Raw genomic sequence first — 24,343 nt, forward strand, 5'->3', positions numbered from 1 at the left:
CTCCACTGACCGCGTGAGATGCAGCTTACTTTATTGGCAAAAATGCTAACGCACTTTCCTCTACCTGTCTATATAAATTACGAATAGTAAACTTAGTATGCAAAATGCGTGCTAGCAAAACATTCGCTGGCAATTAGCGCTACCTGCTCGGCATCCCAGTCGGCCTCAAGTTTGCAGTCGGCATCATCGCTGATCCCATGTTCACGAAAAAAATCGGGGGCGAAGACAACGCGATCCCCAACTCCGTTGCGCCGCTTCAGCAAATAACCGCCCGCCGCCGGGTGACGCACAGGCAGCACAACCAGGTCGCTCTTTCGCCGCAGAAGGACCACGGTCTCCAGCCCCGCGAAGAAGCGCTCATAGACCTCGCAGGACAGATAGAGCCCGCCGCGCCTAAGCTCGATTAAGACACCGGACATGCTTGTTGCCCCGGTATAAGTGCTGCAACCAGGACTTCGATACGACCTACGACCTTTTCAGCCGAACACGCCACCACGTCGGAAAGACCAATGCCAAGGTCCAGTTCAGACGCCTCGATCAGCAACACGGTCACATCCTGCGGAAACGCATCGCGAAAAATCTGCCGGCCGGCGTAGAGGGCGGCGTCCCAGCGGAAATCGTGCAGGTTCAGCCCCGGTGAATAGGCCCGCTCCAGTTCCACCCCCGGCACCTCGTGGATGGTTCCTGGTTCGACTCCGGATTTGGAAGCGTCAACAACGATCAAAGTCGTGCAGCCCCGCGCAGCGAACATGACCGACATTCCATCTGTTCTGGCATCGAACAATTTGACGCCTAAGTGTTCTATTCCGCGCGCCTTCAGCCGGTCGATGACAACTGGGCCGACGCCATCGTCCCGCCTGTTAGGGTTGCCGCATCCGATGATTGCGATCATCTCGCCACCGTTCAGATCCGCCAGAGCCTGCATGACCATTCCGGTTCGACCGGAACAGCGAACTCAGGCAATTCGCAGAACTTGCGATGCAAGAGATAGTACATACAGGTCTCGCAAGGTTGCTCGATGCCGCCATGCTCGATCGTTTCGAGCGTGAAGCCGCCGATCACCAGCTTGGATTCCAGACTTCCATCGGATTCTCGCAGACGGGCGATGATCTGCGCAATCTCTTCGTGGGTGTCACCTCTCGGGAAAACCTCGGTCTTGAGGCCGCCTGCCAGCATCGAGCGGATCTGCTCGAGGACCTCAGCATCCGTTGCTGCCGTTTGCGCCATGGCATCCTCCCCACAATGTCAGATGCGCCAGAGCCGGCACCACCAGTCCGCATCAACGGGCACGGCAAGCTCTGGCAAGTCACACCATTCGCGATGCACCAGATAGTACAGGCACTCCATGCAGCGCTGCCGATCCGGCCCATAGGGACGATTGAAGAAACCGCTGATAACCATCTTGGCTTCCAGGTCGTCGGGATTGAGAGCGCGCAGTTCGTCAAGGATAGCTGCGAACTCCTTTTCCGTTTCCGGAAAAGGTTCGGTCTGCGTCTTCAGCCCATTATCCATGAAATGGGCCATCTTTCGCAGCATAGCTTTTTGCTGCTCATTATTCATTTCACTCGCCTTGTCTGGAGCTTCGCCATCCGGGATGGTCGGCGATCCTGATAAGCGGGACGCCGAGATACCGACTGTTGAAGGAGAACTTTTTCCAATCAAGCCGTTCTGAAACGCGCGAGTTCTTCGCCAGTGCTGGCGTCATGGGCATGCACCGTGCACACCAGACAGGAATCATATGACCGGCAGACGTGACCCACTTCGACCGGATCGGTCGGGTCGGCGATAGGCGCCCCGATCAGAGCCTCCTCCATCGGCCCTCTGTTGCCGTCCTGCGAGCGCGGACCGACGTTCCACGTCGTCGGCGCTATGATCTGGTAGTTCTTGATCTTGCCGCCCTGCACCTCGATCCAGTGACACAGCGCCCCACGTATTGCTTCTGTCGCACCCCAGCCGCGACCATCCTTCTCCGTCGGCTTGATGTACCAGGGATCGTTGAGTTTGAATTCGCGCAATGCGTGCTCGGCCTGGCGGTAAAGCGCCAATCCCTCATGCATCCGGGCAAAGTGGCGGAGCATGACGCTGGCGCCACCGAGTTTCTTGTACATATCAAGAACCAGTGGATCGTAATGCTGGAAGCTCTCGCCATGCCTACCACCAGCAATCAATTGACGCGACAGTGGCCCTGCCTCGAGGCGACCGTCCTCGTTGTGTCTCACGGCGGTCGCCCAAGAGTATTTTCCGGCCATGTCGACGGTGTTTTTTCGGGTCGGCTTGGTTGTACGGTCGAAGGGATGCACGCCGCCCGGTTCATCATACCAGGCGCGAAGCGTGTCTTCGCGGGTGAATTTCTGGTCCATCAGCTTGTGAGTGTCGGCGTGGCCGTCATAGACGCCGCTTTTCATGATCAACGCCGCGTTGCGGCCCTCGATTGTCGGCTTCTGATACTTGTCTTCGTGCGGCAGGTATCCCCAGCTGACATACTTCCCGACGCCGTTGCCGTATTTGTCGGCGCCGATGTCGAGGCTCATGCGCCAGAACATGCCGAGATCGGAATTGGCATGTTCTGGACGTTCATCGAGCCAGGCCATGAAATCATCGTAGGACTTTATTTCTTGGTAGCGTTCCAGCGTGCAGCCGAGCCACACGGCTTCGATCCAATTACGCTTGAAGTGCTCAAGAATACCACAGGCACGGGTGACATCCGTCAACGTGGGAGCACACACTACGCCACCTGGTACCATATAGCTCGAATGCGGCCATTGCCCGCCGAGCAGCGCATAAATCTCGACTGGCCGTCCCGAAATGGTCACGCCGATCTCATAATTGGTGCCCGTGAAAGGTGCCCAGCGCTTGACGGCCTCCTCATAAAACTTGGACTTGGCGTAATTCTTGTTGGTGTAGTCGATCATAAACAGACCGTAGTGATGGCGGGGCAAACTCTGCAGACTTTCGACGATCTGACCGAGATTGCGCGCCACAATAGCGTTCCGCGGAACTTCGGTCTTCCATGCTGTGTCGAGCGCCCAAGCGGCGCAGGTCAGATGCGACGCCCCGCAGATGCCGCAGGCTCGCGGTGTCACCACCAAGCCTGCCTGCGGATCCTTGTCACGCAAAATAACTTCGAAGCCGCGAAAGAGTTCAGCCTGTGTCCAGGCGTTGACGACAACACCGTCCTTGATGTCGACACGGACGTCGAGATCACCCTCGACGCGGCCAACAGGTGAAATATCAAGTGTCTGTATAGCAGCGGACATGGTCGATGACCTTTCTGAAATGAAGTTTGATCGCTAGCGAATTTGGGACAAAACTGGCTCAGACGACGAAGATGTCCTCTTCAGCCCAGCGCGGAGACGCCGCCTTGGCCGCGGCGGTCAGCTTGACGTAACCAATCTTGTCGACGCCACTGGGCATGTCCTTGGGGACGCCCATGACCGTCTGGGTCTTGAAAACAGTGCCAGGGGCCAGATCGAAGAACGGGAATTCCGGCTCGGTGCAACCCATGCACGGCATCCCAGCGCGTGTCTTGGACGACTGCCGATTCCACAGAATTCGGTTGCAGGGTGAATGCGTCATCGGCCCGCGGCAGCCCAGATCATAGAACAGGCAGCCCTTGCGTTGGCCGAACTCGGTCGCAGAAACCTTGTAGGCGAAGTGCATGTTGCGCGTGCAACCTGTCTGTGTGAAGGACGTGAAGAAGGTTTTTGGCCGCTGGAACTCGTCGAGCGTCAGATCGGCAGCACGCCCGGTGGCCACCGCCACCACGATCTGGGTGATCCAGTCGGGATGGGCCGGGCAACCAGGAATGTTGATGACCGGAAGGCCAGCCTTGGATTTGTAATCCTTGCCGAGAAAGCCGCCATGGGCGCGCTTGAGGAATTGCAACCCGTTGCTTTCGGACGGATTGGGGGCCGTCGCAGGGATACCGCCCCAAGTCGCACAGTCGCCAATCGCGACTGTGAAATTCGCCACCTTGGCGAGATCGGCAACCCAGTCCTTCATCGGCCGCCCGGCAAAGCGGTTCCATTCGCCCGTACCGTCTGGAGCGTTCACGACGGTGCCTTCGAAAACGAAAATATCGAGCGCCATCTGGCCGGAGGTCAGCGCCCTCAGCAGTTTCTTAAGGTTGTCGCCCAGCTCCATGCCCAGAGAGGGGTGCCAAAGCACATTGATGCCGAAATCCGTCACCAGATCGCAGGCGCTTGGCTCCTCGGCATTGAGGAACGACATCGTGTTGCCGGAACAGGCTCCGCCCTGGAGCCATAGAAGATTGGCCATAGTTCCCTCATCCTGATCGACGCTGCATTTTGGCGCAGCCGTTCAAAAAGGAGAAAAGCAACCTTCGTGCCAATCTGTGGAAACGCAAAAAAGCCAGCAAAATCCGCCAACCAATATATTGCGCTGCGGCAATGAGGCTGTGCTTTGCGCATACTTCATTTTCATGTGCAAGGAAGGTTACCTCTCTGCCAAGGGCTTGCCGCGCCAGAAAGGCCCTCAGCCATGCCTGTTGCCGCAGACTGGGCAAGCGACCTCAAGCAGATAGCCGTACCAGATGCCTCGGCAGCGGCTGCACCAATGGCCGATGGTCTGCTCCTCGGGAGCGCCAAGAACTGTCGCCATCGGCCCAAGGAGCTATGCTGGAATTTGGATGACGAGGCTGATCAAGCGGCGCTCTGCGGCTTCGTTTCGATGACCTCGATTCCGTCCAGGAACCTGGCACCTGCGATGAGTTTCGGCAACTGATTTTGTCCTTTCAATCGTCGCCACGTCCTGGCTGCGGCCATGACCAGCTTGAAGACCATCAGCCTGGCGGTTTTCGAGGACAGCGAGCCCTTGGTACGCACCGTGCGGTGGCGAACGGGCGCGAGCTGCTGGTCGACGTCAAGCGTCGTGGCCTTAAGATCGCGCCCGATCTTGCCGTGGGCGACGGCGCGCTTGGCTTCTGGAAGGCGCTCGATGAGCTCCTTCCCGGCACCAAACACCAGCGATGCTGGGTGCACAAGACAGCCAACGTTCTCAACAAGCGTCGAAAAATATGACGCGAAATATGCCAAAGCGGTCGACTGCCTGACGAAAGATCAGAATGCCTTGCTGGCGTTCTACGATTTCCCCGGTGCCGAAATCGGTGCAGGCCGGCATGAAGGCAGACCTGCGCGAAATCTATCTCGCTCCCAACCGGGCCTCCGCCGAGACGGCAATTGCCGTCTTCGCCGAACACTGGGATCATCTGCGAACGTCGGTTACCAATCCCATCGAAAGCGTCTTTGCGACCAGCTTTGCGCACCCTCGCGAATACCGGTCTGGAAGCCGACAAGTTCCTTCTTGCCCTCGGGTGTGGCGCCGATCAGAACCAGCATGCATTCGGCATGGTCTTCCATCCGGGCCTGCAGATAGATCCCGTCCGCCCACACATAGACATAGTGGCGCGCCGAAAGATCGCGCTTTTGCCAACGATCGTATTCGGCGTTCCACTGTGCCGTCAGCCGCGTGATCACCGAGGGTGACAGGTTCGGCGCCTCCTTGCCCAAGAGGGCCGCCAGAGCGTCCTGAAAATCCCCCGTCGAAACGCCGCGCAGGTGGAGAACGGGAAGCAGCGCATCCAGACTGCGCGTCCGACGCGCCCATTTCGACAGGATCGATGAGGAAAAACCGGACCCGGTCCGCTTCGTCGGTCGCGCCGCGATCCCGGACCTTCACCCGGCTGACAGGCACCGGACCGATGCCCGTCTGGATGCTCCGCTCCGGGCCGTGACCATGCCGGACAAGCCGGTCACGGCCATCGCCAAGCTTGAGATCCCGCATCTCGGCAAGAAACGCGTCGGCTTCCATCTCCATCGCCTGCGCAAGCAATTTGCGCGCGCCGCTGCGAAGCACATCCGTCAGTGGATCATCAATTTCGTCGGGCTGACGAAGGCGAACAATGTTGATAGTCTTGTTCATGGCGTATCGCTCTCCTTGAGAGGTTCTGGCAGGCTTCGTCACCCGCCTCGATACGCCGCTCTCCTCAAACCGTCATCACCCAGTTTCCGCCATAGCTCCGGCCCAAGCCCTAGAATTTTGGCTGGCTTTTTTGCTCCGACTGGCGATACCCGCGATTGCGGAAACCGGCGATGACGACGGTTCGACTTACAGTGGTGCCGTACTGATCGACCACCTAATTGTGGTTAAGATTATATCGCTTAATCTTGTTGGCAAGACCGACGCGTGACAGGCCGAGCTCGTCGGCAGCACGGCTTTGGTTCCAGTGGTGACGTGTGAGCGCCCGGCGGACAATTTGCTTTTCGAGGCTTTCGACCTGATCCTTTAGCGTCACACCTTCCGGCTGGAAGATGCTTGCCCCATCCCCTTTGGGACGCGGCGCGGCGTTCAGCAATGCAGGCGACATATTTCGAGTCGTTAGATACTCGCCGTCCTTTGCCAGCGCCACCATACGACGGATTTCATTCTCGAGTTCGCGCACATTGCCGGGAAACTCTCCATTGGAGAGTTTGTCGATGACGCTGGCGCTGATGCCAAGGATTTTTCGGCTGAGTGCGTCCGCGTGCTTGGCAGCGAAAAATTCCGCGAGCGGCGCGATGTCATCGGGCCGCTCACGCAGCGCCGGCACTTCGAACTCAAAACCTTTCAGTCGAAAATAGAGATCCTGTCGAAATTCGCCTCGCGCGACCAAATCATGAAGCGGACGGTTTGAAGCCGCGATGACGCGAACGTTGCAATGAAGGACCTTATCTGCACCCAGCGGCTTGACTTCTCCTTCCTGAAGGAAGCGCAGCAAGCTGACCTGGAACGAAGGTGACACTTCCGAAATCTCATCAAGGAACACCGTGCCCCCATCAGCAGCGCGAAACAGTCCGAGACGATCAGAGATTGCTCCGGTAAATGCGCCGCGCTTGTGGCCGAACAGCTCAGACTGCAACAATTCGTCCGACATTCCGCCGCAATTTTGCACAAGCAGCGGACTGGTTCGTCGCGTCGAATTGTAATGGACAGCGCGCGCAAGCAATTCCTTTCCAGTGCCGGTTTCGCCTTGAATGAGGATCGGCAGTTCCGTGGTGGCGGCTTGGCGTGCCAGGTCGCACATCTCAGCCATTTTCTCACTGACATAGACAAGCTTCTCGAAGCGTTGGCTTTCCGGCCGAAAGGGCGAGCCTTTGCGCTCGCCGAAGATGAGCGAGGCACCAGAGATCTTGAACTCGCGCGCGAGAATCCGATGGCGGCGAGCCAGTTCGCGAGTCTCCAGTGCTCGCTCTACGACCAGACCAAGCTGCACGGCGTCGAGTGGAGTGAGAAGGAATTGGTAGATCGCCGCTCGCGCCAGCGCCTGCATGGACACGCGGTGCGAATCTGGGGTTACGTACACGCGCACAATGTCAGGATGAGAGACGCGCAGCTGGGTTAGAAAGTCAAGCCCGCTCGTGTCGTCACCACCGTCTTCCGCAATCGCCAAGTCAACCTGGATACTGCTCATCGCCGTAAGCGCCTCGGCAGGGGAACTTGCAAGGACAACCCGATAGGCATAGCGCTCCGAAAGCACCTCGCATGGCGACCTCCATTCGCTTCCGGGTCGTGCTAGAATGACGATCGTGCCTGGCTGATCCATGAAAGATGGTTTCCACTCTGCGTATCTTGTTAGCAGCGGGACACATAGACATCAATCGCGAGTTTAGGCCATCAGGCGTCAAGTGCTTTTCGAAAAGCGAGGTCGGCCGACTGCCCAGATCGCTTCAATGGCGGCTGCAAGATCGCCGAGATCGGCGATAGTCAGATCGGCTTCGGCGGCCTCGTTGGGGCTTCTCATATAGCCGTTGAGAAGGAAGACGACCGGCAGGCTAGCGTTGTGCGCTGCATCGATGTCGATGGCGCTGTCGCCCACCATGACGGCATCGCGGGGCTCCACGCCAAGCCGGCGAGTGCGTACAAGAGCATGTCAGGCGCGGGCTTGGGTACCAATGCCGCATTTGCGACGAGAGACCGGTAATTTCTCTGGGGTTACGCGGCGCGCAGAAGGGGGGTTGGGCTTGAATAGTGGGGGGCACGTTTGGCTCTGGCTGTCGGAAGGGTGCCCGCAGCCGATCGCGAAGTTCGCCATTGATCTCCGCCGTCCGGACCTGCATGAGCATGTGGGCCCCGTAGGAGGACCTGCGCATCTGCTGCTTTTTGACCATCCGCTTGCCGACGAGTGAATTCACCGCCGACTCGGCCAGAGCGGAGGCAACGCGAAGCCCAGCCCGATAGCGCTTTCCATAGTTGACGATCGCGCCGCGATTTGAATGGACATAGGTCAGGAGCTGCGAGGCGAGGCTAAAAAGCCGTGCAATCGAGAACTCGCCGTCCCTTTGCGAGTCTTTCAGTCTCGCCAGGAGTTGCTCCAGGTCGCGGATCGCGCCATCGACCCGCCCGTGCCAGAGACGCCACTTCACGGCTTTGATGTCCTTGTCGATGGTTGGAAGCACTTCAAAAGGGTCGGACTGGGAACGATGTGATCGGCGATCTGCTGCATGGGCTGGATCTTCATGGCAATGTGGAACCAGTCGATGATGTGGGCTGTCGGCTTCGGCATGGCGCGGGGCAGCCGCTTCAGGATTTCGGCGCCGTCCGAGATCACGCCTGTCCGAAACATATATACAAATTTCGGACAGAGCCATCTCGTCTCCGCTTATGACTTACCTGGTTGCCAGTCGCTCATCTGCAAAATGTTTCCGCCGAGTTTTGCGAACGCGCGTTGGCGACAGGAGAAAACGAGAATCTGCTGATCGCGTGATTGACGATGCAAAGCGTCGAACATGCGCTCAATGCGATCGTCATCGGAATAGACCAACGCGTCATCGAGGATAACCGGTGTGGGTCGCCCGTCGCGGGCGAGCAGACGAGCGAAGGCCAGCCGGGTCAGAACCGAAAGCTGTTCTCGCATGCCGCCACTCAACCTCTCGACATCCTCGTCCTGACCATTGCGACGAACGGTCTGCGGCAACAGTGTATTCTCATCGAACACTATGGAGATGTCGTCGAATAACAGTCTGAGCAGCGGCCGCAGCTCGGACATGACCGGCGTGAGATATAGATCGCGTGCCGCCGAGCGCGCAGCGACCAGCGTTGTACGCAGCCGGTCGAGGACGGCCTTTTCGATTTCGAAGCGTCCCACTCGCTCTTCAGCGACTTCCAATTTTTCTCTGGCCTCGCGCCAAGCTTCTTCCACCGCGTCGTCGGACCGGGTGCGAATATGGCCATTGAGATCGGCTAGAGTTACACGCAACTGACTTGCTTCCTGCGTGGCGGCATCCTGGACCGAGCGGGCACGGCGCAGGACAGCTTCGGCGCTGGTGAGATCGTGAGCGCCGTCGCGCAGCGGCGCAGCGCGCATCTCAGCCGCTTCGCGCAGAGTTTGTCGTGCGGTGGCCTCGGTAAGGAGCAAGCGCTCCTTTTCCTGGCGCGCTGCGTCAGGTCCCAATATGACCTCGAGGCTGGTCAGTTCCGCCTGGATGGTCAGGTAAGCAGTCTCGGCGGCCATGACAGCCTCGTCGGCGTGGCTGCGCAGGGGCAGGGCCTCGCGCACGTTGTTGCGTGTTGTCGCCACACGCTGCTGGGCTGCTGCATGATTTTGCCGGATCTGTCGCGAATCGACTATAAGTTCGAGGTTCCCGGCCGCGAGGGCACTCAGTCGGGCAAGCTCCTCGTGCAATTGCTGTATTCCCTTGGGCGCGAGATCGCCGAGCCGCTGACGCGCCAAGCCCAGTTCGGCAGCCTTGTCGCGCGCTTCAACCAGGCGCTGGCGTGCCGTCATGAGGCTGTCGACGCCAAGGGACGCAAGCAGGCTGTGGTGCTTCGCTTCGGCTTCTTCGATGGTCCGGTTGGCTTGCTGGGGCCGAATTGAGCGCAGGGTCAAAGCTCCGATGCCGGCAATGTCTATGCGCACGGTGCCAGCAAAGCTTTGGTCTACTGCATGGAGCAAAGGCTTGGCATCGATGGTCACCAAATCGGCGGCGCCGTCCCGATATTCCATGCGTAGCGTCGGCAGGGTTCCCAGTTGAGCTGCACGAAGGCCGGCAATGTCGATTTCGAGCGCTTGGAGCTGCTCGACAGCCTGTTCCGGCACCGCCAGCATCGCCAGCGCTGCCTCTCCATCTTCGATCTGGGTTCTGGCGACTTCGGCTTGTTTCAGCCGGTTGTGTAGGCTTGCCAGTTGTTCGGCTGCGTCGCGCGCCAAGAGGGTCGCATCCAGCCGCGCGAGCAGTTCGCGAGCTTCGCGCTCTTCCTGTTCGGCTACTTGAACTTCTGCCATCACTTGTTCGTTTTCGACTATGGCAGAAGCGCGCCGATCGAGAACCTCACTGCGGCGAAGCTGCGCAATTGTCGACTGCTCGCGCAAATCCGCGGCTCGTTTGAGCGCGGTCCGAAAACTATCGAGGGCCTGCTTCGCCGCGTCGTGGTGAATTGCGGCCAGGGCAGCTTCCGCTTCAGCAGCCTTCAGGGCTTCGCTATGCGATTTGGCAGCCTCGACCGCGGCTTCGGCGGCCGAGATACCCTCCCGCCGGGTAGCGCCTTCTTCAGGGTTTTCAAGCTCAGACAGACGCGCCAACGCCATGCGCCGCTTGTCGAGCGCATCGCGCAGACCTGCAACTTCGGCGCTGAGGCGCAGTTCTTTTTTCAGCAGTTTGTCACGCTCATCGAGCGCCGCCGCATAGAGACCGCCGCTCTTGGGACGCAGCGTTGACGTAACCAGGCTATAGAGTTCTTCTTCGCATGCGGCGGCGATTTCCGCCATGCGTCGCCCGCCGGTCAGGGCTTCAACTTCCCCCTGAACCGAGGATAGTAGGCTTTCGCGCACGCGTTTGTCGCCATCCTCCTCGCTTTTGCTTCGCCTTTCGATGCCGGTGACTCCTTGGCGAACCCAGAGCAATCCTGCCGGTCCTGCGGTTCCGCCATGGATTAGATTGCCAATAAACGCTTCGGCCTCATCCGCTTGAGCCAACAGTCGGCTCCGCTCGAGGTCGGTAACGCTGGCCAGCTTGCCACCATAAAACTGCTTGGTAAGCCGATAGCGTCCTTCTGAAGTGGTGATGTCGGCCTCCACCACCGGATTGCCACCACTATAAGGCCGTAGCAGTCTTACGCCTTCGGGCGTCCCCGTATGAGGCTGGAAAAAGAGTGCATGGAGTGCTTCGAAGAAAGTTGATTTGCCGAATTCATTGACCGCGCAAAGCACGTTGACGCCGTCGCCTATGTTCTCGATGGCGACGCCTTGCCCAGCGAACCGTTTGACGTTGTGCAGCCGAAGGGCTGTAAGTTTCATGATCCCATCGCCTCGCAATAGCTAAACAGCCGAACCAGTGCTTGTCGTGAAATGTCGCGTTCGACAGTCGACCGCCTTCGTCGGTGCTTTCATCCAACAGTGCCTGCGCTGCCTCGCGAAGGGCGCCGGAGCGACCGATCCGATCCAAATCGCCGCTTTCGCAGTCGGTCGCCAGGCCGTCCCCTTGCAGCTCCAGATAGGCGTAGTCCGGCGCGACTGCCGCGACCGCGGCTTCGAGGGCGGTTCGTCCGCTTACCCGTACCCGGCCAGACGCGGCAATTCGCAGCAAGGTCTGACGCCGCAAGTCTGCCGGTGGTAGCAACGCTTCGAATGCCGCCGCGCTGTCATCGCCAGACAGCAAATGCAGTGGAGCGGTTTTCCAGGAAAAGCTGGCTGTTTCGACGGCCACGATCTCGGGCAGGGCGCCAGGCCCGGCAATGGAAACGACAAGGGCCTGACCGGGTGTATCATGCTTGAAACGGTCAGGTTCGGGCGCACCGCTGTAGCGGCTGCGCTCATTGATGGTGACGGGCCCGTGCCAGTCGCCAAGTGCCAGATAATCGAGGCCGGCCTTGGTCGCGCGATCTGGTGCAATGACGTCGGACGCTACTGAATCTTCTGAAAAGTTCTGAATGGCGCCATGAGCAAGTCCGACCCGGATGGCGCCTTGCGGTGTCGCGGCGTTGTTCATCCACTCGGTAAGGTCGCGACCGGGTCTGCGGGTCGTGCACGGTGCGGGCAGCAGCGCCACGTCCGCAGCAATGGTCAGGATTTCGGGCCGGGTGGCCAGTATGACATTGTCCGGCACAACGCTGCCCGCAGCGCTCCACAATTGATCAGCTAACAGTGAATCGTGGTTGCCAGGGAGCAATATCCAGCGCAAGGGCGCGCTCCGGCTCATCTCGGCAAGGGCCTGCCGCAACATCGCTGGTGTAGGCGTTTCGGTGTCGAACGTATCGCCGGCCAGCAATATGGTGGATGCACCATGGACCCGTGCCTGTTCTGCCAGCCGGCTGATCGCGCTATGGCGCGCTTCACGGAGCCGCCCGCGCAGATCCTCCGGCATGTTGCCGAACCGCTTGCCGATATGAAGATCGGAGCTGTGGATGAAACGAAACATGGAGTCTCCGAGACTATGTCTGTGCCAGGTAGTGCCGGGCGCGATCGATGGCCTCATCCAGCCGGGAGCGTGATATCGCCGCAAGTCGCTCGACGCCGAGCATACGTGCAAGGTCGAGAGCGGGATCCGACTGTTCCAGAATGTCTTTGTTCGCGACGACGACAGCGGCTAGCTCGGCCATTGGAATGTCGGCAATGGACCGGCGGGCATAGGCGTCAAACGGCATGCGATAATCAAACAGATCGACCACCGTCCCCTTCTTCCATAGGAAGCTGCCGCTGGATTCTTCAGTTCTATCAAAATCGCGCAGATGCAGGTCGATCCGCTCCCGAATCTTGTTGCCCGTTCTGAGCCAGCCATGCGCCCGTGCGATGCGCTGCGCAAGGACGTCTTCTCGCAGCGGGCCTTCCTGTTCGATCACTGCGTCGACCATGGTCCGCAAAGTGCCTCGGTAGGCGAAGTCGTAAAAATGATCCGGGCTGGTAGCGAATGCTGATAGGTCTGTGAGGCGATAACGGTCGTCCGTCGGTATGGAATCATGCGTCGAATTCGCGGCAGCAGGCAAAATTGCTCCAGATGCTGATGGGTGCTCTACCGTCGCGACGGGAGCGGCGACAAGCTCTGGCTCTGATTTTATCGACAAGCTTGCAGGTTCGCCGATCGATGCAAACTCTTCGGCTGGCAATGGGTCTATGGGGTCGACCTTATGTCCCATGTCCCATTGGATCACCGCTTCACCTTCCTGTTGTTCAGCTTGCTTGCGACGGCTTTCCTCGAGCAGCGCGGCCAGGCTGGCATGAAGCCTCTCGGTGCAACCTTCGAGATCAAACCACCAATCGGTTGACCATACCCGGACAATGTTCCACCCGAGGCCTCGCAGGACCTGCTCTCGGACCTTGTCTCGATCTCGCGCCGTGGCAGAACTGTGATAGGCAGCGCCGTCACACTCGACCCCAGCCAGATAGGCTCCGGCAAGATCGGGATGCCGGATCCCTATATCCACTCGAAAGCCAGAAATGCCAACTTGTGGAACGATGGTCCATCCGCGCTTCTCAAGCTCGGCGGCTACAGCCTCCTCGAAAGGGGATTCCAAAGCCCCGACCGGTCCGCGTTCCTGCGCTGGCAATGCCACGGCGCCGCGCTCGGCAAAATCGAGGAAGGTTTTGAGATGCTGTACACCGATTGCCTTTGTCCGGTTGGGGTCGATCTGGTCGGCGGTAAAACCTGAAAATACTATCAATTCCTGCCGCGCACGCGTCACCGCGACGTTCAGCCGGCGTTCGCCGCCGTCCCGATTTAGCGCGCCGAAATCCATGGAGCGCTTGCCCGCGTTATCTTGCGAGAAAGTGATCGAAAACAGGATTATGTCACGCTCGTCGCCCTGGACATTTTCCAGGTTCTTGACGATGGCGGGTTCAATACGATCGTCGGCAAAGAACCATTCAAGCTCCGGCTCCATCTGTCGCGCCTTGTCGAAAAAGTCGAGGATGAGCGACTGCTGTTGCGCGTTGAAGGTGATGACTCCGAGCGTGGGTCGGTCCTTTTCCGGAAGGGCCAGCCAACGCCGCATCCTGCTGACCGCCTCGTCGGTGACCGCCTGGGCTTCGATGCGGTTGGTGCGACTTTTTCCTCGGTCGTAGATGCCGGTCGTGATTTTTCGCAGCTGCACTGCCCGATCTTCCACCGTTGGGGAAGGGAAGGTGATGAGCCTATTCTGATAGTAGTGATGGTTGGAGAAGGCGATCAGCGACTCACTGCGGCTGCGGTAATGCCAGCGCAGATCACGCACCGGGATGCCGGCCGCTTTGGCTTCGTCGAGAATGCTCTCAAGATCCTTTTCGTGCTCGACGACTTCCTCGTTCTCCTCGTTGCGGCCAAAGAAATTGGTGGGCGGCAACTGCTTGGGATCGCCTACGATTATGGTTTGATGGGCCCGCGCGATGGCACCGACGGCGTCCCAGGTGGTGATCTGCGATGCTTCGTCGAAAATGACTACGTCGAACAACGCCTGGTCGGGAGGTAGGTATTGAGCGATTGAAAGAGGCGACATCAGCATGCAGGGCGCGAGCTTGGCAAAGCTCGACGGCATAGCACCGATCATCTCGCGGATTGACCTGCTGGGCCGCTGCAATTCCATCTGATGGCGCAACAGGCCCAACTCGGAATTGCGAGGGACGCTTTGCACAGCCGGCAAACCATGAGCGATGGCGCTGATGACGCGAAGGCTTGCTTGAGCACGGACAAGATCGTCGATTTCCCGGAAATCGTCGATGGCATGCTCGTGCTGGAAGCGCCGGAACTCTCGCAGCACCGGATCGGCATCCAGCGTGGCCGGCAGCCACCAGCGCACGTAGCCTAGGCGGAACGCGGATTGAGCTTCGGTTGGTCGCACTAGACCCGCCTCGATATCGTCGACCAACGCTCCCAGATTCTGACTGACAGCTCTGCGACGTATGCCGCACCACGAAGTCCAGTCCCGCAGAAGATGACGGGCATTGAGCAAATCTCCCATCGCGGTCGTCATTTCGGTCAGCGGGTTATCATGTCCTGCCCACGAAGGCGTCTTTCCAGCAGGGATCGCAAATTGGGTCCTCGCAGCCTCGAATGCTGTAGCAGCCGCAAGGAAGCGAGCTGCCCCATGGCGCATCGTACTATCTGCTGCACCGCTTCGCAGGCTCGGGGCGGTTGCTTGGAGGAGCGCTCTGAGATCCTCCGTGCCGAGGCCGGGCAGGCGTAGCGTCTGTCGAAGCCTTTCGGCGATCGAGAGTATCTGATCGATACTACGGGTGTCGGTATTAAGTGCAGCAAATCCGACCGGCTTGCCAGATAGGATGTTGGCTTCGACAGTGGCGCGGCTGTCCTGCATCACGCGCAGCAGTGGCAAGTCCCGCTGAGGATCGGCCCCGCCCTCTGTGACATAGCCTTGAAGCAGCTTCTGGACTTTGCGTTTGCCCAACTGACTGTTTGGCCAAAAGGCAGAAGCAGCCTGTTGCCATTGCTGCTCTATGTTCTCTATTCGTATGCGCGCAACAGCAGCCTCGTCATAGTGTGCCGACAGGTCCTTGCGAGACTTGCGATAGTCCCTGATTGCATCATCGAGACTCGCGAGGGCTCCCCGCAACTGGGCGAAATCTCGATCAAAGACAATGCTGAGGTCATAGCCGGCACTGTCCTGGAGTGCCCCTGCTAGTTTTCGCAGCGCTTCGAGCTCTGCTGTTGACGCATCGCCTTTGGCGCGCAGGCCGATGCTCACCAGGAAGGCGTCGAGTGCGGTGGCTAGAACCTCGGACGCACTCTTGAGGGTCTTTGCCCCTTCGAGCAAGTTATCCTGCAAGCCCGACGTCCACTCGGTGACATCTATGAGACGCAAGACCGGTCGCATCTCCACTGACTGAAATGCGAGACCTGTTTCGGCGGCAATACGCTCCAGCGCCAGCCGGCTTGCCTCGTCATGGCCATCGCGCGAAGGCCACGACAATCCCGGAGCATGCCGTTGCTTGTTCTTGAGAGCGATGCCAAGCGCCAGATAGGGCGTGAGACCATTGATATGGCGCCGATGCAGCGCTTCGACATAGGTATTCAGTTCGTCGCGACGGACGCGAAGCCGCTCATTGATCGCAATCCACTCCGCGGCGTCCACGCGCACGCCGCTTTCCCAGCTGATCCTGAGCTGGTTGAGAAAGTTGCGTCGGTCCGCCTTACTGGAATGGAGTTCGAGACAATGCGCGCCCAGGCCATGTTCGCGCAGGCGGCGATACACCACATCGAGCGCCGCCGTCTTCTCGGCCACAAACAGCACAGTTTTGCCAACTGAAAGACAGTTGGCAATCATGTTGGCGATGGTCTGGCTCTTGCCAGTGCCGGGAGGACCGATGATGACAAAGTCGCGGCCCTCAGCGGCGGCAAGGCTTGCCGCGGTCTGTGAAGAGTCGGCCGGCAGCAGCGAAACGATATCGGACGGGGCATAGTGCCGGTCGAGTTCGCGCTCGTCCCGGAATGATGCGCCACTGCCCTCGAACGCTATCTCCGGCGTATCGATCAGGTGGCGTACTACGCGGTTTTCGCGCAGAGCATCGGTACGCTCGACCAGATCTTTCCACATCAGGAATTTGGCGAAGGAGAAGGTTGAGAGCGCCGTCTCGTCCACTACCTCCATACCGGGGACGTCGCGCACTGCCTGACGCATAAGACTTAGCAGACGGGGCACATCAACGCCGCTTTCGTCTTCGGGCAGCTCCCCGGAGAACTGAGGCAGTTTGAGCTCGAAGTCGCGCTCAAGAAACTGCAACAAGGTTGCGTTGAACCGCGGCTCATCTTCATGAAAGCGCAAGGTAAAACGCGATGTTGCGCTGCGGCGCTCGATTTTGACCGGCACGAGCAACAATGGCGCGCGATAGCTGCGCTCGTCCTCCGGCTTTTTCTTCCAGCGCAGGAAGCCGACCGCCAGGAAAAGCGTATTCGCGCCGCCCTCGGCAAAGTCGTTGCGAACTTGGCGGTAAAGATCGATCAGTCGGGATTCCAATTGGTGTCCATCGAGCGTCGATGGGAGCTCGTCGCGCAGGAGCGCTTCTGCTGCAAAACCGCGCTGCAGGTCACGTCCATGGACTTCGCGATAGAGGGCAGCATCACGCTCGCCCAATGGATTCTGTTCGGGCAGCGATATGAGCCTGATCGAAGCGCCTGCCATCAGGCGATCCTCTAGATAGCCGACGTCGGTACAAAGAAACGGAATTGTCTTCTTGGAGTCCGGAAAATTGAGCAGGCGGTTCCGCAGTGTCAAATCAAGGAGCTTTTTCTGCCAGCGGTCGATCCGCCCGGCAGCTGTCGTCGGCTTCACCTCGACGATGTCGGCAGGCAGGGCTGTCACGGCCGGTGCCGCTGGCAGCTGCAGCGCGATTTCGGTTGCCACTTCGGTATCCACGCTGCGACGCATCGGTTCGTGCGAGGCAAGCGGAGTAATGCCGCCGCTACGCGAGCGGCGGATATCGATGGCGGCGACAAAGGTGCCTACCTGCGTTTCGTCGAGCCGTTGTTCGATTGCTCGTTGCGCAGCCTCCAGCGTCATCGCCGGCCGATGCGTTACACCGGTCGTCTCAAACACGATCAGTTCGCGCGATGCCAGCGCCTTGCGTATCTCCATGGCATCGGTCTCGATGGCGTTGGCGAGCGTCTTTTGTGTTATCCAGGCGCCGACGGCAGCGTGGCCCTGGAACATAAGGACGACTGCATGCAGGCCCGTCGCCTCCAGGGCAGAGGCGAACAACAGACTGGCATCGAGACAGGTAGCCAGCCTCTCCGCCGTAATTGTTGAGGGACGTCGAATTTTTTGGCCTCGGCTTTCGAAGCTTGCAGGAGGCTCTGCATAATGCAGGGATAGACCGGCAACGGCCGAATAAATTGCGGCCGCCAGCATGAATGCGCGTTGCGGATTGCCGCTTTGATAGCCATCGAGGCTGGAGGCATGACCATGCGCTGCGAGCCGCTCCGCTGCGGAACGTAGCAATCCTGCGATCGCCGGGTCGTTCGGCATGACGAATGCAGGTAGCAATTGCGCCATATCGATGACGCCACCCCATTCGTCGCGAGCAAGCAGGCGCACAGCAATACGCTGCTCGGCCAGCACTGCGCCTCCTGAGGTGAGCCGCAGCGTTATCTCCCCGCGCTCAGCCTCATTGAGACCGGCCAGATAGCTGGCGTCGAGATCGATTTTTCGGTCGCTTAAGGGAAGCCGGTCGCCGGCAACAATCCGATCAATCGTCCAACTCTTGGCGCGCAAAAATGGTGGGTTCGATGTCAGGTCGAGAGTGCATTTTTCGAAACCCTGCTGGGTCGGGTTGTTGAGCGCGATAGACCGGATCACCGGAATAGCATTTTGGAAGGACGCATATGTAAAGCTGGCGGCGATGTCCGCCACGACTTCTATTACGGGCGCGGCTGATATACCGGCGGCATCGCCAGTGTCTGAACTCGTTTCCATGCCCTATCCCCTTTTTCATTTACGATAGAACTTTGCGGCCAGAATTTGAAAGTAAATTCTCGCTATTGTCGCCGCTTAGTTCTTCAGCAGCATAAATCCCTGAAATTCGAACCGCCTTGGTCAGTTCGACAGTTGTCGACCGCTGCAGGAATTGTGATCCTTGCTGCCGGGACAGCACGCTATTGCGTGGTGAGGCAGCTGCTCGTGCTTCACGTTTCGTTGAGCCGCGCTGGTCGTTCGTTTGAGGCCGGACTGCGCCCGTTCGTCCGGACAACGCAACTGGTGGGCCTTGGTCCGGCTCCTTTCAGGACCACAGGTGTTCGCCCCTTTTGGCTCGAAGCAAACAATCGCAGGTGAAGCCGCGCATGACAGCTTTGCGCCTCCTTCCAGTCGCCCAACGCGACAGCAGCGGCCGGTCCCTCAGTTCAAGGCTTGAGGGTTGAAGTCGCCTGTTTGACTGCGAGTTCTGCCGCCTTTGCAGCGTCCCGCGACATCCTGAAGAAGTCGGAATGGGATTCCCATCGCATAACCGGCGAGATCGGCGGCACGAGACAGATGTCGTGCCAGTACGGATTCGATCCGGAGACACGCGGTGCCCACGTGATCTCTGCTGACAAGCTCGACAGGCTGCGCGGCTTCCCAACTGAGGCCGAGGTCGACCGCAGGGACCGGGGCTTCCCGGCTTTCCTGCCTCGTGCCGAGCATCTGTGGCTAGTGTTCGGAGCGGGCGTGGAATTGCTGCTTGAGACGACGTGGCTGCGGCGCGCCGCCTGGCATTGTGGGGTCGCCATGCCAATGACAACGCCGCGCATCGGACGACGCAGCTTTCGGACGACGACGAGCTGCGTGTCGACAGGCTTCGGTTCCGGGCATGGAGGCTGCTGACGAAAGTCGACGCTATGCAGATCGCCGACGTCGACGAGTATCTCGCAGAACGCGTCGGACACGAACATGCCGGTTGGCGCATCCAGCCGACGGCGCAGATGGTCCAGCGCGCCCGCGAACTGCACGAGAGGACAATATCTCAATGCTGCATAAGCCAGTTCCTACCGCGCACGGCGGCCTCGGCATAACCGCGATCCCGATAACTGGGGAGCGGCCGAGTCCGAAGAAGTGGCCTAACGCCGTGAGATGGTACATCGGTGATGACGGGCCAAAGAGCAACGGGTCCCGGGTTTCGCGGTACGCGGCAAACTCTCAGAGGGCTGGGTCTTGGAAGGGGCGCCCGAGGAAGAAGCGCAGAAGCAGTCGTTCGGTATCCGACACTGGGGCGGCGACCAGGAAGGGCAATGCGCTCAGAGACATGTCTAACAGAGAGGACTGTTTACACGTCACCCCGGTATCGTATGTCGCTGCCCATTCCAATAAGAGACATCACTGCTGTGATGTCAGATAGGCAAGCGACATGTCAACCGAATGGCCGAAACGAATCCGCAGCAGGGCTGCGAAGTTAAAGAATGGGAATGCGCTCCTGGCCCTCGCCGAGGAATCGCAGATCCTCTCGGAGATGCGGCGCCGCATCATGAATGGCGAGAAGCCCGTAACAGCGCTGTCCGGCGAGATGGTCGAGCGCTTCGGTCAGGAAGATGCCGAGCATCACGGACTCCGCCAGCTCGCTGGGGAAGCGACCGCGTTCATGGTCGAAAGCATGCTTGGCGCGGTCCGTTCGTCCGGATCGAGAAAGATCCTCGACGACCAAGTTTTCAGTTCAGGCACGCCTTTCCGGATTCCCGGACAGACCAGAGAGACCGTTCTTGCCGAGCCGCTGGCGACCGAGCTTCTGGTCCGGCACGTGACCGATGCCGCACTCGCCGACCTGGCGGCCCTCCTCGCCGCCGAACAGGAGCGCCGCCTGACGACCTTAGCGGTCAGCCAGCAGCTTCCTGACTTTAGCGAGGCGGGTCCGGCAATCCTGACCCGCCACCGCTAGCCGCTCGAGATACAGCGCAACGTCCCGCTGAGTCTCCCAGACCTCCGTCGCCACGGGTTCCGGCATGCAGTCGAACAGCGAACGGGGGACATCGGATTTGCGTTCGACGATCCTCGTGACGACCTTCGGCTCCGGGTCGTCACACACCATGTCGTGAGAGAAAAATCTATCGAGCTGGGATGACGTGTCGCTGCGCGCGGTTGACTGTCGGCGAAATCTGCAAGCATTGGGCGGCGCCTAGTTCGGCGTCATAGTCGCCGAGATGGAACTGAAGCGCATGCGCTCACAAGCCTCGACGACCTTCTTACGGTCCTTGATGGGTTTGCTATGGAAGAGCTCGTTCCGGGTTTCCTTGATGACCCGCAACATGTCGTCGAACACGGTCTTGTCGAAGTTGAATCGCAGCTCCGCGTTGGCGCAAAACATGCCCCGCATCAAGCCCCAGTCCGCCTTGATGATGCTCCAGAGTTCAGCGGCGCAGGAGGCGTGGACGGGTACTAGCTATACGCAGCTTTCTAGATGACAAGCGCTTTCAGCGGAGTCATGTTGTCCTGTCGGCGGTCTTTCCGCCCCCCTTTGTGTCGTTCAAGATCTCAGCCCACGGGAGGCCCAGATGATTGATCGTCTCAACCTTGACCCAGCCCTCTATCCAAGTGACTTGGAAAGCCTGAAATCGGTTTTCGACCAGCTTTGCCAAGAGAGAGATATCCAGCCGGGATCACCAGAAGCTGAGAATGTTGCCTCTGACCTGGTGCGCCGTTTCCAGACCGGACTTAGCGACGAAACCTGCTTGCTCATAGCAGCCAGGGCGCGACAGCAGGATTTGCGGCGGGTAGGCTGAATAAATAAGTCCACAGTGGCTCGTAACGCAGCTGCTTACTGCTTGTCTTGACGCGAAGGGCGAAGTCGACAGTCGCCCACCGGACTCGCTTGGCCGCGCATTCAATCGTCGCTGCGAGAAGCCTCTCTTGGCATCACTGATGACCGCTTTCAGACATGCGCCACCTAGAAATCCCAAAGTGAGCGATGAGCATGTCGCTGAGAAGATCGGCCTGACGAATGTACCGGGCGTCCAGGCAATGTCTTCCGAAGCCTAGGTTCCGGCAAGGCTCTCGACCTTCACGCGGCGCGGGCGGCCGAAGCCAGGCGGAATCTGCTGCCCGAGACCTACAGCCCGGTACAGATACATCGTCCTTGCTGTGTCTTTCTCCAAAATTTTGATATGAACTGGTTTGGCTTCGCAGCCCGACTGAGCAACTGACATAAGGAATACGCATATGGCGACTGGAACCGTGAAGTGGTTCAATAGCACCAAGGGTTTTGGATTCATTCAGCCCGACAATGGTGGTCAGGACGTTTTCGTCCACATCTCCGCTGTGGAGCGCGCGGGTCTCGGCACCCTCGTCGATGGCCAGAAGATCAATTTTGAGATCGAGCAGGACCGCCGCACCGGCAAGTCCTCTGCCGGCAATCTGAGCAAAGCAGGCTAATTTTCTCGTAGTCACGGATGTACTGGCGGCTGCGCCAAGAGCGCACGAAGGATGATAGATCCGAGGGCCGGGGCAGCGGATTGCTGCAAGTCTTCAAACGATCATGTGAAATCAGTTTGTTTGGCAATAAAAGGCGGGATATCTTCCCGCCTTTTGGATATGGGATGGATTATAGGATGCTGATGGCGATCCGGCGAGACTGGGCAGGCCGGTACGCCCGAGCTTATTGCTTGCTTGGCTCTACAGCGCGGCCACGGTGGTCCACCGCCGTGTCGTTGAAACGTCACCGTAGCTGACCCATATGCACATCGCATCGGATGCCTCCTCCCATCGCGTCCGACGCGTTCCCCTCTGGAGGTTTTGAACCTTCATACTTGGCCGGGCTTAACAGTCCGGCCTTTTCTATTCGTCAGGTCACCACGTGGAGGCACGTTCTGACAGGTCGTCTGTCGAACCTTGGCCGAGAATGAAATCAAACACGGGTTGAGGCTGACCGAGCGCAGTCGCCTGCAGGTTTGCGGGTATGCCTGCCGCGGCTCTGGCTTGTTCGGCAAGCGCTGCGGGCAACATGCCGAGCGCGCGCGCGAAGGTTTGATCCGTCGTGTCCATCAGCAGGTGAAGGAGTCCAGCGGCACGCCCGGCATGACGCACCGCCGCGGCATGCTTGCCCTCCCGGATCTTCACGCCGGCCGCCGATAACAGGATCAATCCCTTGAAGAGCATCCGGAGCGGATCGCCTCGATCCGCGACCTGCCAAAGACCTTCCCAAGCCTCATGGGCTTCCCAGTAATAGCCGTGATTGAACAGGTCGAGACCCCATAGGAACATGTCTGACTCAAGCGACGCTTTTGCAGGGACCGGCACGGCTTCGCTGTGGTAGCTGTGTCCTGCGGGATCGCGCACGGGATGCGGTTGCTTGCCCGGCAGATACGCATAGAATGGAAAGCGCCTTTCCGGCAGGCAGCGCGGGCGCAACATCGAACCAATAGCCATCAAATACATATAGCACGGCCGAGACCTGAACTGACGTCAGTTCCAACGCATCAGGAATGACACTTAGCAATAGCCGCCAGCAAGAAGCCCCATATGCTCTGCCTCGGCCGAACGACGCACACTGCGAACAACGATCAGTTCGTGATCTTATCGCGCACGCCCATCCCACGTCGCGGGTTCGTTCTTCGGCCAATTGAGACGTTCAATGCCTGTGCGGGGCATGGGCCCCTTGCCACAAGAACCGGTACTTTAATGCCATGCCGACGTCAGATGGGCGATTTGCGCGCCGACCTCGTAATACGCTTCCCTGAGGCCAAGTGAGGAGATTTCTTGCAGTTCAGATTGCGGCAAGGCCAGTTCAGTCTCGGTCTTTTCGCCAAGGATCAGAAGTGCCAGCTCTCGACCGAACACCGTGCCGGGCGAAATGCCGCGGCCGTTGTAGCCTGAGAAACCGATGACGTTTTGGGCGTGCTTGTGGGATCTCGGCATTGCATCCGTGGTCATGCCGATCTGTCCGTACCACTCATCCTCGAACTCCGCATCGCGAAGCTGCGGATAGAGTTTCGACAGGGCACGGCGCGCCCAAGCCTTGTGGATGGCAGTGCCCGTGTTGCGTAGCGCGCCGACGCTGCCGAACACCAGCCGCCCCGCTTTATCCAGCCGGAACGAAGAGAGGATCGTTTTGGTGTCCCACGTGCCTTCTCGTCCTGGCAGGATGGACTGTAACAGCTCGGCCCCGAGCGGCTTGGTCGCCAGGTTGAAGTAAGGTAGATGTACCTGTTCGTTGCGGACGCTTGTCCATGGTCCGGTGCTGTAGGCGTCAGTGGCGACCACCACCCATTTGGCCTCGACCGCGCCATTCGTGGTACGCAACGTCCATCGACCGTTCTTTTTGCCAGCTGCCACAACTGGACTGGAGGTGCAGATTATCGCCCCGGCGCGGAGGCAGGCCTGGGCGAGGCCACGCGCGTATGCGAGCGGCTGGAGTGTACCGGCACGTCGATCGAGCAGTGAAGCCGCATAGGCCCGGGTGCCTAGCCTCTTTTTCGTTTCGTCGGCGTCGAGTACCTCCACCGGCGCGCCTCTTCTTTGCCACTGTGCCTCGCGCTCCCGAATCTCCATCAACCCGGCTTGGCCTACCGCGCAGTGGAGCGTGCCGTTTCGTTCCAATTCACAGTCGATGCGATGTCTATCGATGAGGTCCATGACCATTGCCGGACCCTCACCGAGCAGCCTCAGCAGCCGCTCGCCGTGAATGGACCCGAGCTTGGCGGTAAGGTCGTCCGGCATCAGCCATAGGCCGGCATTGATCAACCCGACATTACGCCCGGCGCCGCCGAAACCGATCTCGCGGCCTTCCAGCAGGACGACCTGGCGTCCGGCTTCTGCCAAGTGCAGCGCGCATGACATGCCGGTATACCCACCACCGACGACAACCACATCGGCGGAAATTTGCCGGTCGAGTGCAGCCGTTATAGGAGCCTGCGGCGCGGTCGCCTCCCAAAGGCCGTGAGAGCGGGGGTCATTCAGCATCGAACGGTTC

18 protein-coding genes and 4 pseudogenes are annotated in these 24,343 nt (G+C 59.4%); 5 read left to right on the forward strand and 17 right to left on the reverse strand.

Annotation, left to right across the window (positions count from 1 at the left end; genetic code table 11):
• Nucleotides 1-92: 92 nt before the first annotated feature.
• The 7 genes and pseudogenes from ACFOJ9_RS04020 to ACFOJ9_RS04050 form a co-directional block, all read right to left on the reverse strand.
• Complete coding sequence (locus ACFOJ9_RS04020; protein ID WP_378920649.1) at nt 93-419, reverse strand: hypothetical protein; 327 nt, start codon at nt 417-419, stop codon at nt 93-95.
• Nucleotides 404-925 carry a hydrogenase maturation protease gene (locus tag ACFOJ9_RS04025; RefSeq protein ID WP_245331252.1) on the reverse strand — a complete coding sequence of 174 codons (522 nt, stop codon included), beginning with the start codon at nt 923-925 and terminating at the stop codon, nt 404-406. The genes ACFOJ9_RS04020 and ACFOJ9_RS04025 overlap by 16 nt, the downstream gene beginning before the upstream one ends.
• Entirely contained in the window at nt 904-1,227 is a 324-nt protein-coding gene (locus ACFOJ9_RS04030) for a hypothetical protein (RefSeq protein WP_095090105.1), read from the reverse strand. The genes ACFOJ9_RS04025 and ACFOJ9_RS04030 overlap by 22 nt, the downstream gene beginning before the upstream one ends.
• An 18-nt stretch (nt 1,228-1,245) precedes the next feature.
• Nucleotides 1,246-1,560 (reverse strand): hypothetical protein, encoded by a 315-nt coding sequence (locus tag ACFOJ9_RS04035; protein ID WP_095090103.1) that lies wholly within the window; start codon nt 1,558-1,560, stop codon nt 1,246-1,248.
• A 98-nt stretch (nt 1,561-1,658) separates the two neighbouring features.
• Nucleotides 1,659-3,257 (reverse strand): nickel-dependent hydrogenase large subunit, encoded by a 1,599-nt coding sequence (locus tag ACFOJ9_RS04040; protein WP_095090101.1) that lies wholly within the window; start codon nt 3,255-3,257, stop codon nt 1,659-1,661.
• 58 nt (nt 3,258-3,315) lie between these two features.
• Nucleotides 3,316-4,278, reverse strand: a complete 963-nt coding sequence (locus tag ACFOJ9_RS04045; protein ID WP_378920652.1) for an NADH-quinone oxidoreductase subunit B family protein — start codon at nt 4,276-4,278, stop codon at nt 3,316-3,318.
• Between the two features lie 383 nt (nt 4,279-4,661).
• Nucleotides 4,662-4,865, reverse strand: a pseudogene (locus ACFOJ9_RS04050) (IS256 family transposase); the annotation flags it as partial.
• On the opposite strand from ACFOJ9_RS04050, the pseudogene ACFOJ9_RS04055 reads away from it, so the two are divergent.
• A pseudogene (locus ACFOJ9_RS04055) lies at nt 4,836-5,272 on the forward strand (transposase); the annotation flags it as partial. The pseudogenes ACFOJ9_RS04050 and ACFOJ9_RS04055 overlap by 30 nt on opposite strands.
• Here the strand turns inward: ACFOJ9_RS04055 and ACFOJ9_RS38830 are convergent.
• The 7 genes and pseudogenes from ACFOJ9_RS38830 to ACFOJ9_RS04095 form a co-directional block, all read right to left on the reverse strand.
• A pseudogene (locus ACFOJ9_RS38830) lies at nt 5,271-5,940 on the reverse strand (transposase); the annotation flags it as partial. The pseudogenes ACFOJ9_RS04055 and ACFOJ9_RS38830 overlap by 2 nt on opposite strands.
• A gap of 214 nt (nt 5,941-6,154) precedes the next feature.
• Nucleotides 6,155-7,468, reverse strand: coding sequence for a sigma-54 dependent transcriptional regulator (locus tag ACFOJ9_RS04070; RefSeq protein WP_378920656.1), 1,314 nt, complete (start codon nt 7,466-7,468; stop codon nt 6,155-6,157).
• A 210-nt stretch (nt 7,469-7,678) separates the two neighbouring features.
• The gene (locus ACFOJ9_RS04075; RefSeq protein WP_378920658.1) at nt 7,679-7,897 is read right to left on the reverse strand and encodes an HAD family hydrolase; all 219 of its coding nucleotides are present in this window, start codon (nt 7,895-7,897) and stop codon (nt 7,679-7,681) included.
• A 519-nt stretch (nt 7,898-8,416) separates the two neighbouring features.
• Nucleotides 8,417-8,620: a hypothetical protein gene (locus ACFOJ9_RS04080; RefSeq protein WP_378977014.1), complete on the reverse strand. Its 204-nt coding sequence runs from the start codon at nt 8,618-8,620 to the stop codon at nt 8,417-8,419.
• 36 nt (nt 8,621-8,656) lie between these two features.
• The gene (locus ACFOJ9_RS04085; RefSeq protein ID WP_095088828.1) at nt 8,657-11,290 is read right to left on the reverse strand and encodes an AAA family ATPase; all 2,634 of its coding nucleotides are present in this window, start codon (nt 11,288-11,290) and stop codon (nt 8,657-8,659) included.
• Nucleotides 11,287-12,410: pseudogene (locus tag ACFOJ9_RS04090) on the reverse strand (metallophosphoesterase family protein). Before ACFOJ9_RS04090 ends, ACFOJ9_RS04085 begins: the two are co-directional and overlap by 4 nt.
• Before the next feature lie 13 nt (nt 12,411-12,423).
• Nucleotides 12,424-18,387 (reverse strand): DUF3320 domain-containing protein, encoded by a 5,964-nt coding sequence (locus ACFOJ9_RS04095; protein ID WP_378922621.1) that lies wholly within the window; start codon nt 18,385-18,387, stop codon nt 12,424-12,426.
• A 752-nt stretch (nt 18,388-19,139) separates the two neighbouring features.
• Between ACFOJ9_RS04095 and ACFOJ9_RS04100 the strand changes: the two genes are divergently transcribed.
• Both ACFOJ9_RS04100 and ACFOJ9_RS04105 read left to right on the forward strand, forming a co-directional pair.
• On the forward strand, nt 19,140-19,460 hold the full coding sequence (locus ACFOJ9_RS04100; RefSeq protein WP_095088810.1) for a hypothetical protein: 321 nt from the start codon (nt 19,140-19,142) through the stop codon (nt 19,458-19,460).
• Nucleotides 19,461-19,909: 449 nt separating this feature from the next.
• A complete protein-coding gene (locus ACFOJ9_RS04105; protein ID WP_167392232.1) occupies nt 19,910-20,317 on the forward strand; it encodes a hypothetical protein in 408 nt (135 codons plus the stop codon).
• 237 nt (nt 20,318-20,554) lie between these two features.
• Here the strand turns inward: ACFOJ9_RS04105 and ACFOJ9_RS04110 are convergent, their stop codons facing one another.
• On the reverse strand, nt 20,555-20,752 hold the full coding sequence (locus ACFOJ9_RS04110; protein WP_378977017.1) for a hypothetical protein: 198 nt from the start codon (nt 20,750-20,752) through the stop codon (nt 20,555-20,557).
• 178 nt (nt 20,753-20,930) lie between these two features.
• Here ACFOJ9_RS04110 and ACFOJ9_RS04115 point away from each other — a divergent pair, with 178 nt between their 5' ends.
• Together ACFOJ9_RS04115 and ACFOJ9_RS04120 are read left to right on the forward strand one after the other, a co-directional pair.
• Nucleotides 20,931-21,158, forward strand: a complete 228-nt coding sequence (locus ACFOJ9_RS04115; RefSeq protein ID WP_095088800.1) for a hypothetical protein — start codon at nt 20,931-20,933, stop codon at nt 21,156-21,158.
• A gap of 436 nt (nt 21,159-21,594) precedes the next feature.
• Nucleotides 21,595-21,807 (forward strand): cold-shock protein, encoded by a 213-nt coding sequence (locus tag ACFOJ9_RS04120; protein WP_095088798.1) that lies wholly within the window; start codon nt 21,595-21,597, stop codon nt 21,805-21,807.
• Between the two features lie 414 nt (nt 21,808-22,221).
• Here the strand turns inward: ACFOJ9_RS04120 and ACFOJ9_RS04125 are convergent, their stop codons facing one another.
• Complete coding sequence (locus ACFOJ9_RS04125; protein ID WP_378977019.1) at nt 22,222-22,809, reverse strand: DUF309 domain-containing protein; 588 nt, start codon at nt 22,807-22,809, stop codon at nt 22,222-22,224.
• Between the two features lie 240 nt (nt 22,810-23,049).
• Complete coding sequence (locus ACFOJ9_RS04130; RefSeq protein WP_378977021.1) at nt 23,050-24,333, reverse strand: NAD(P)/FAD-dependent oxidoreductase; 1,284 nt, start codon at nt 24,331-24,333, stop codon at nt 23,050-23,052.
• Nucleotides 24,334-24,343: the final 10 nt, after the last annotated feature.

The sequence above is a fragment of the Mesorhizobium cantuariense genome, from assembly GCF_042647205.1.
Taxonomy (GTDB): Bacteria; Pseudomonadota; Alphaproteobacteria; order Rhizobiales; family Rhizobiaceae; genus Mesorhizobium; species Mesorhizobium cantuariense.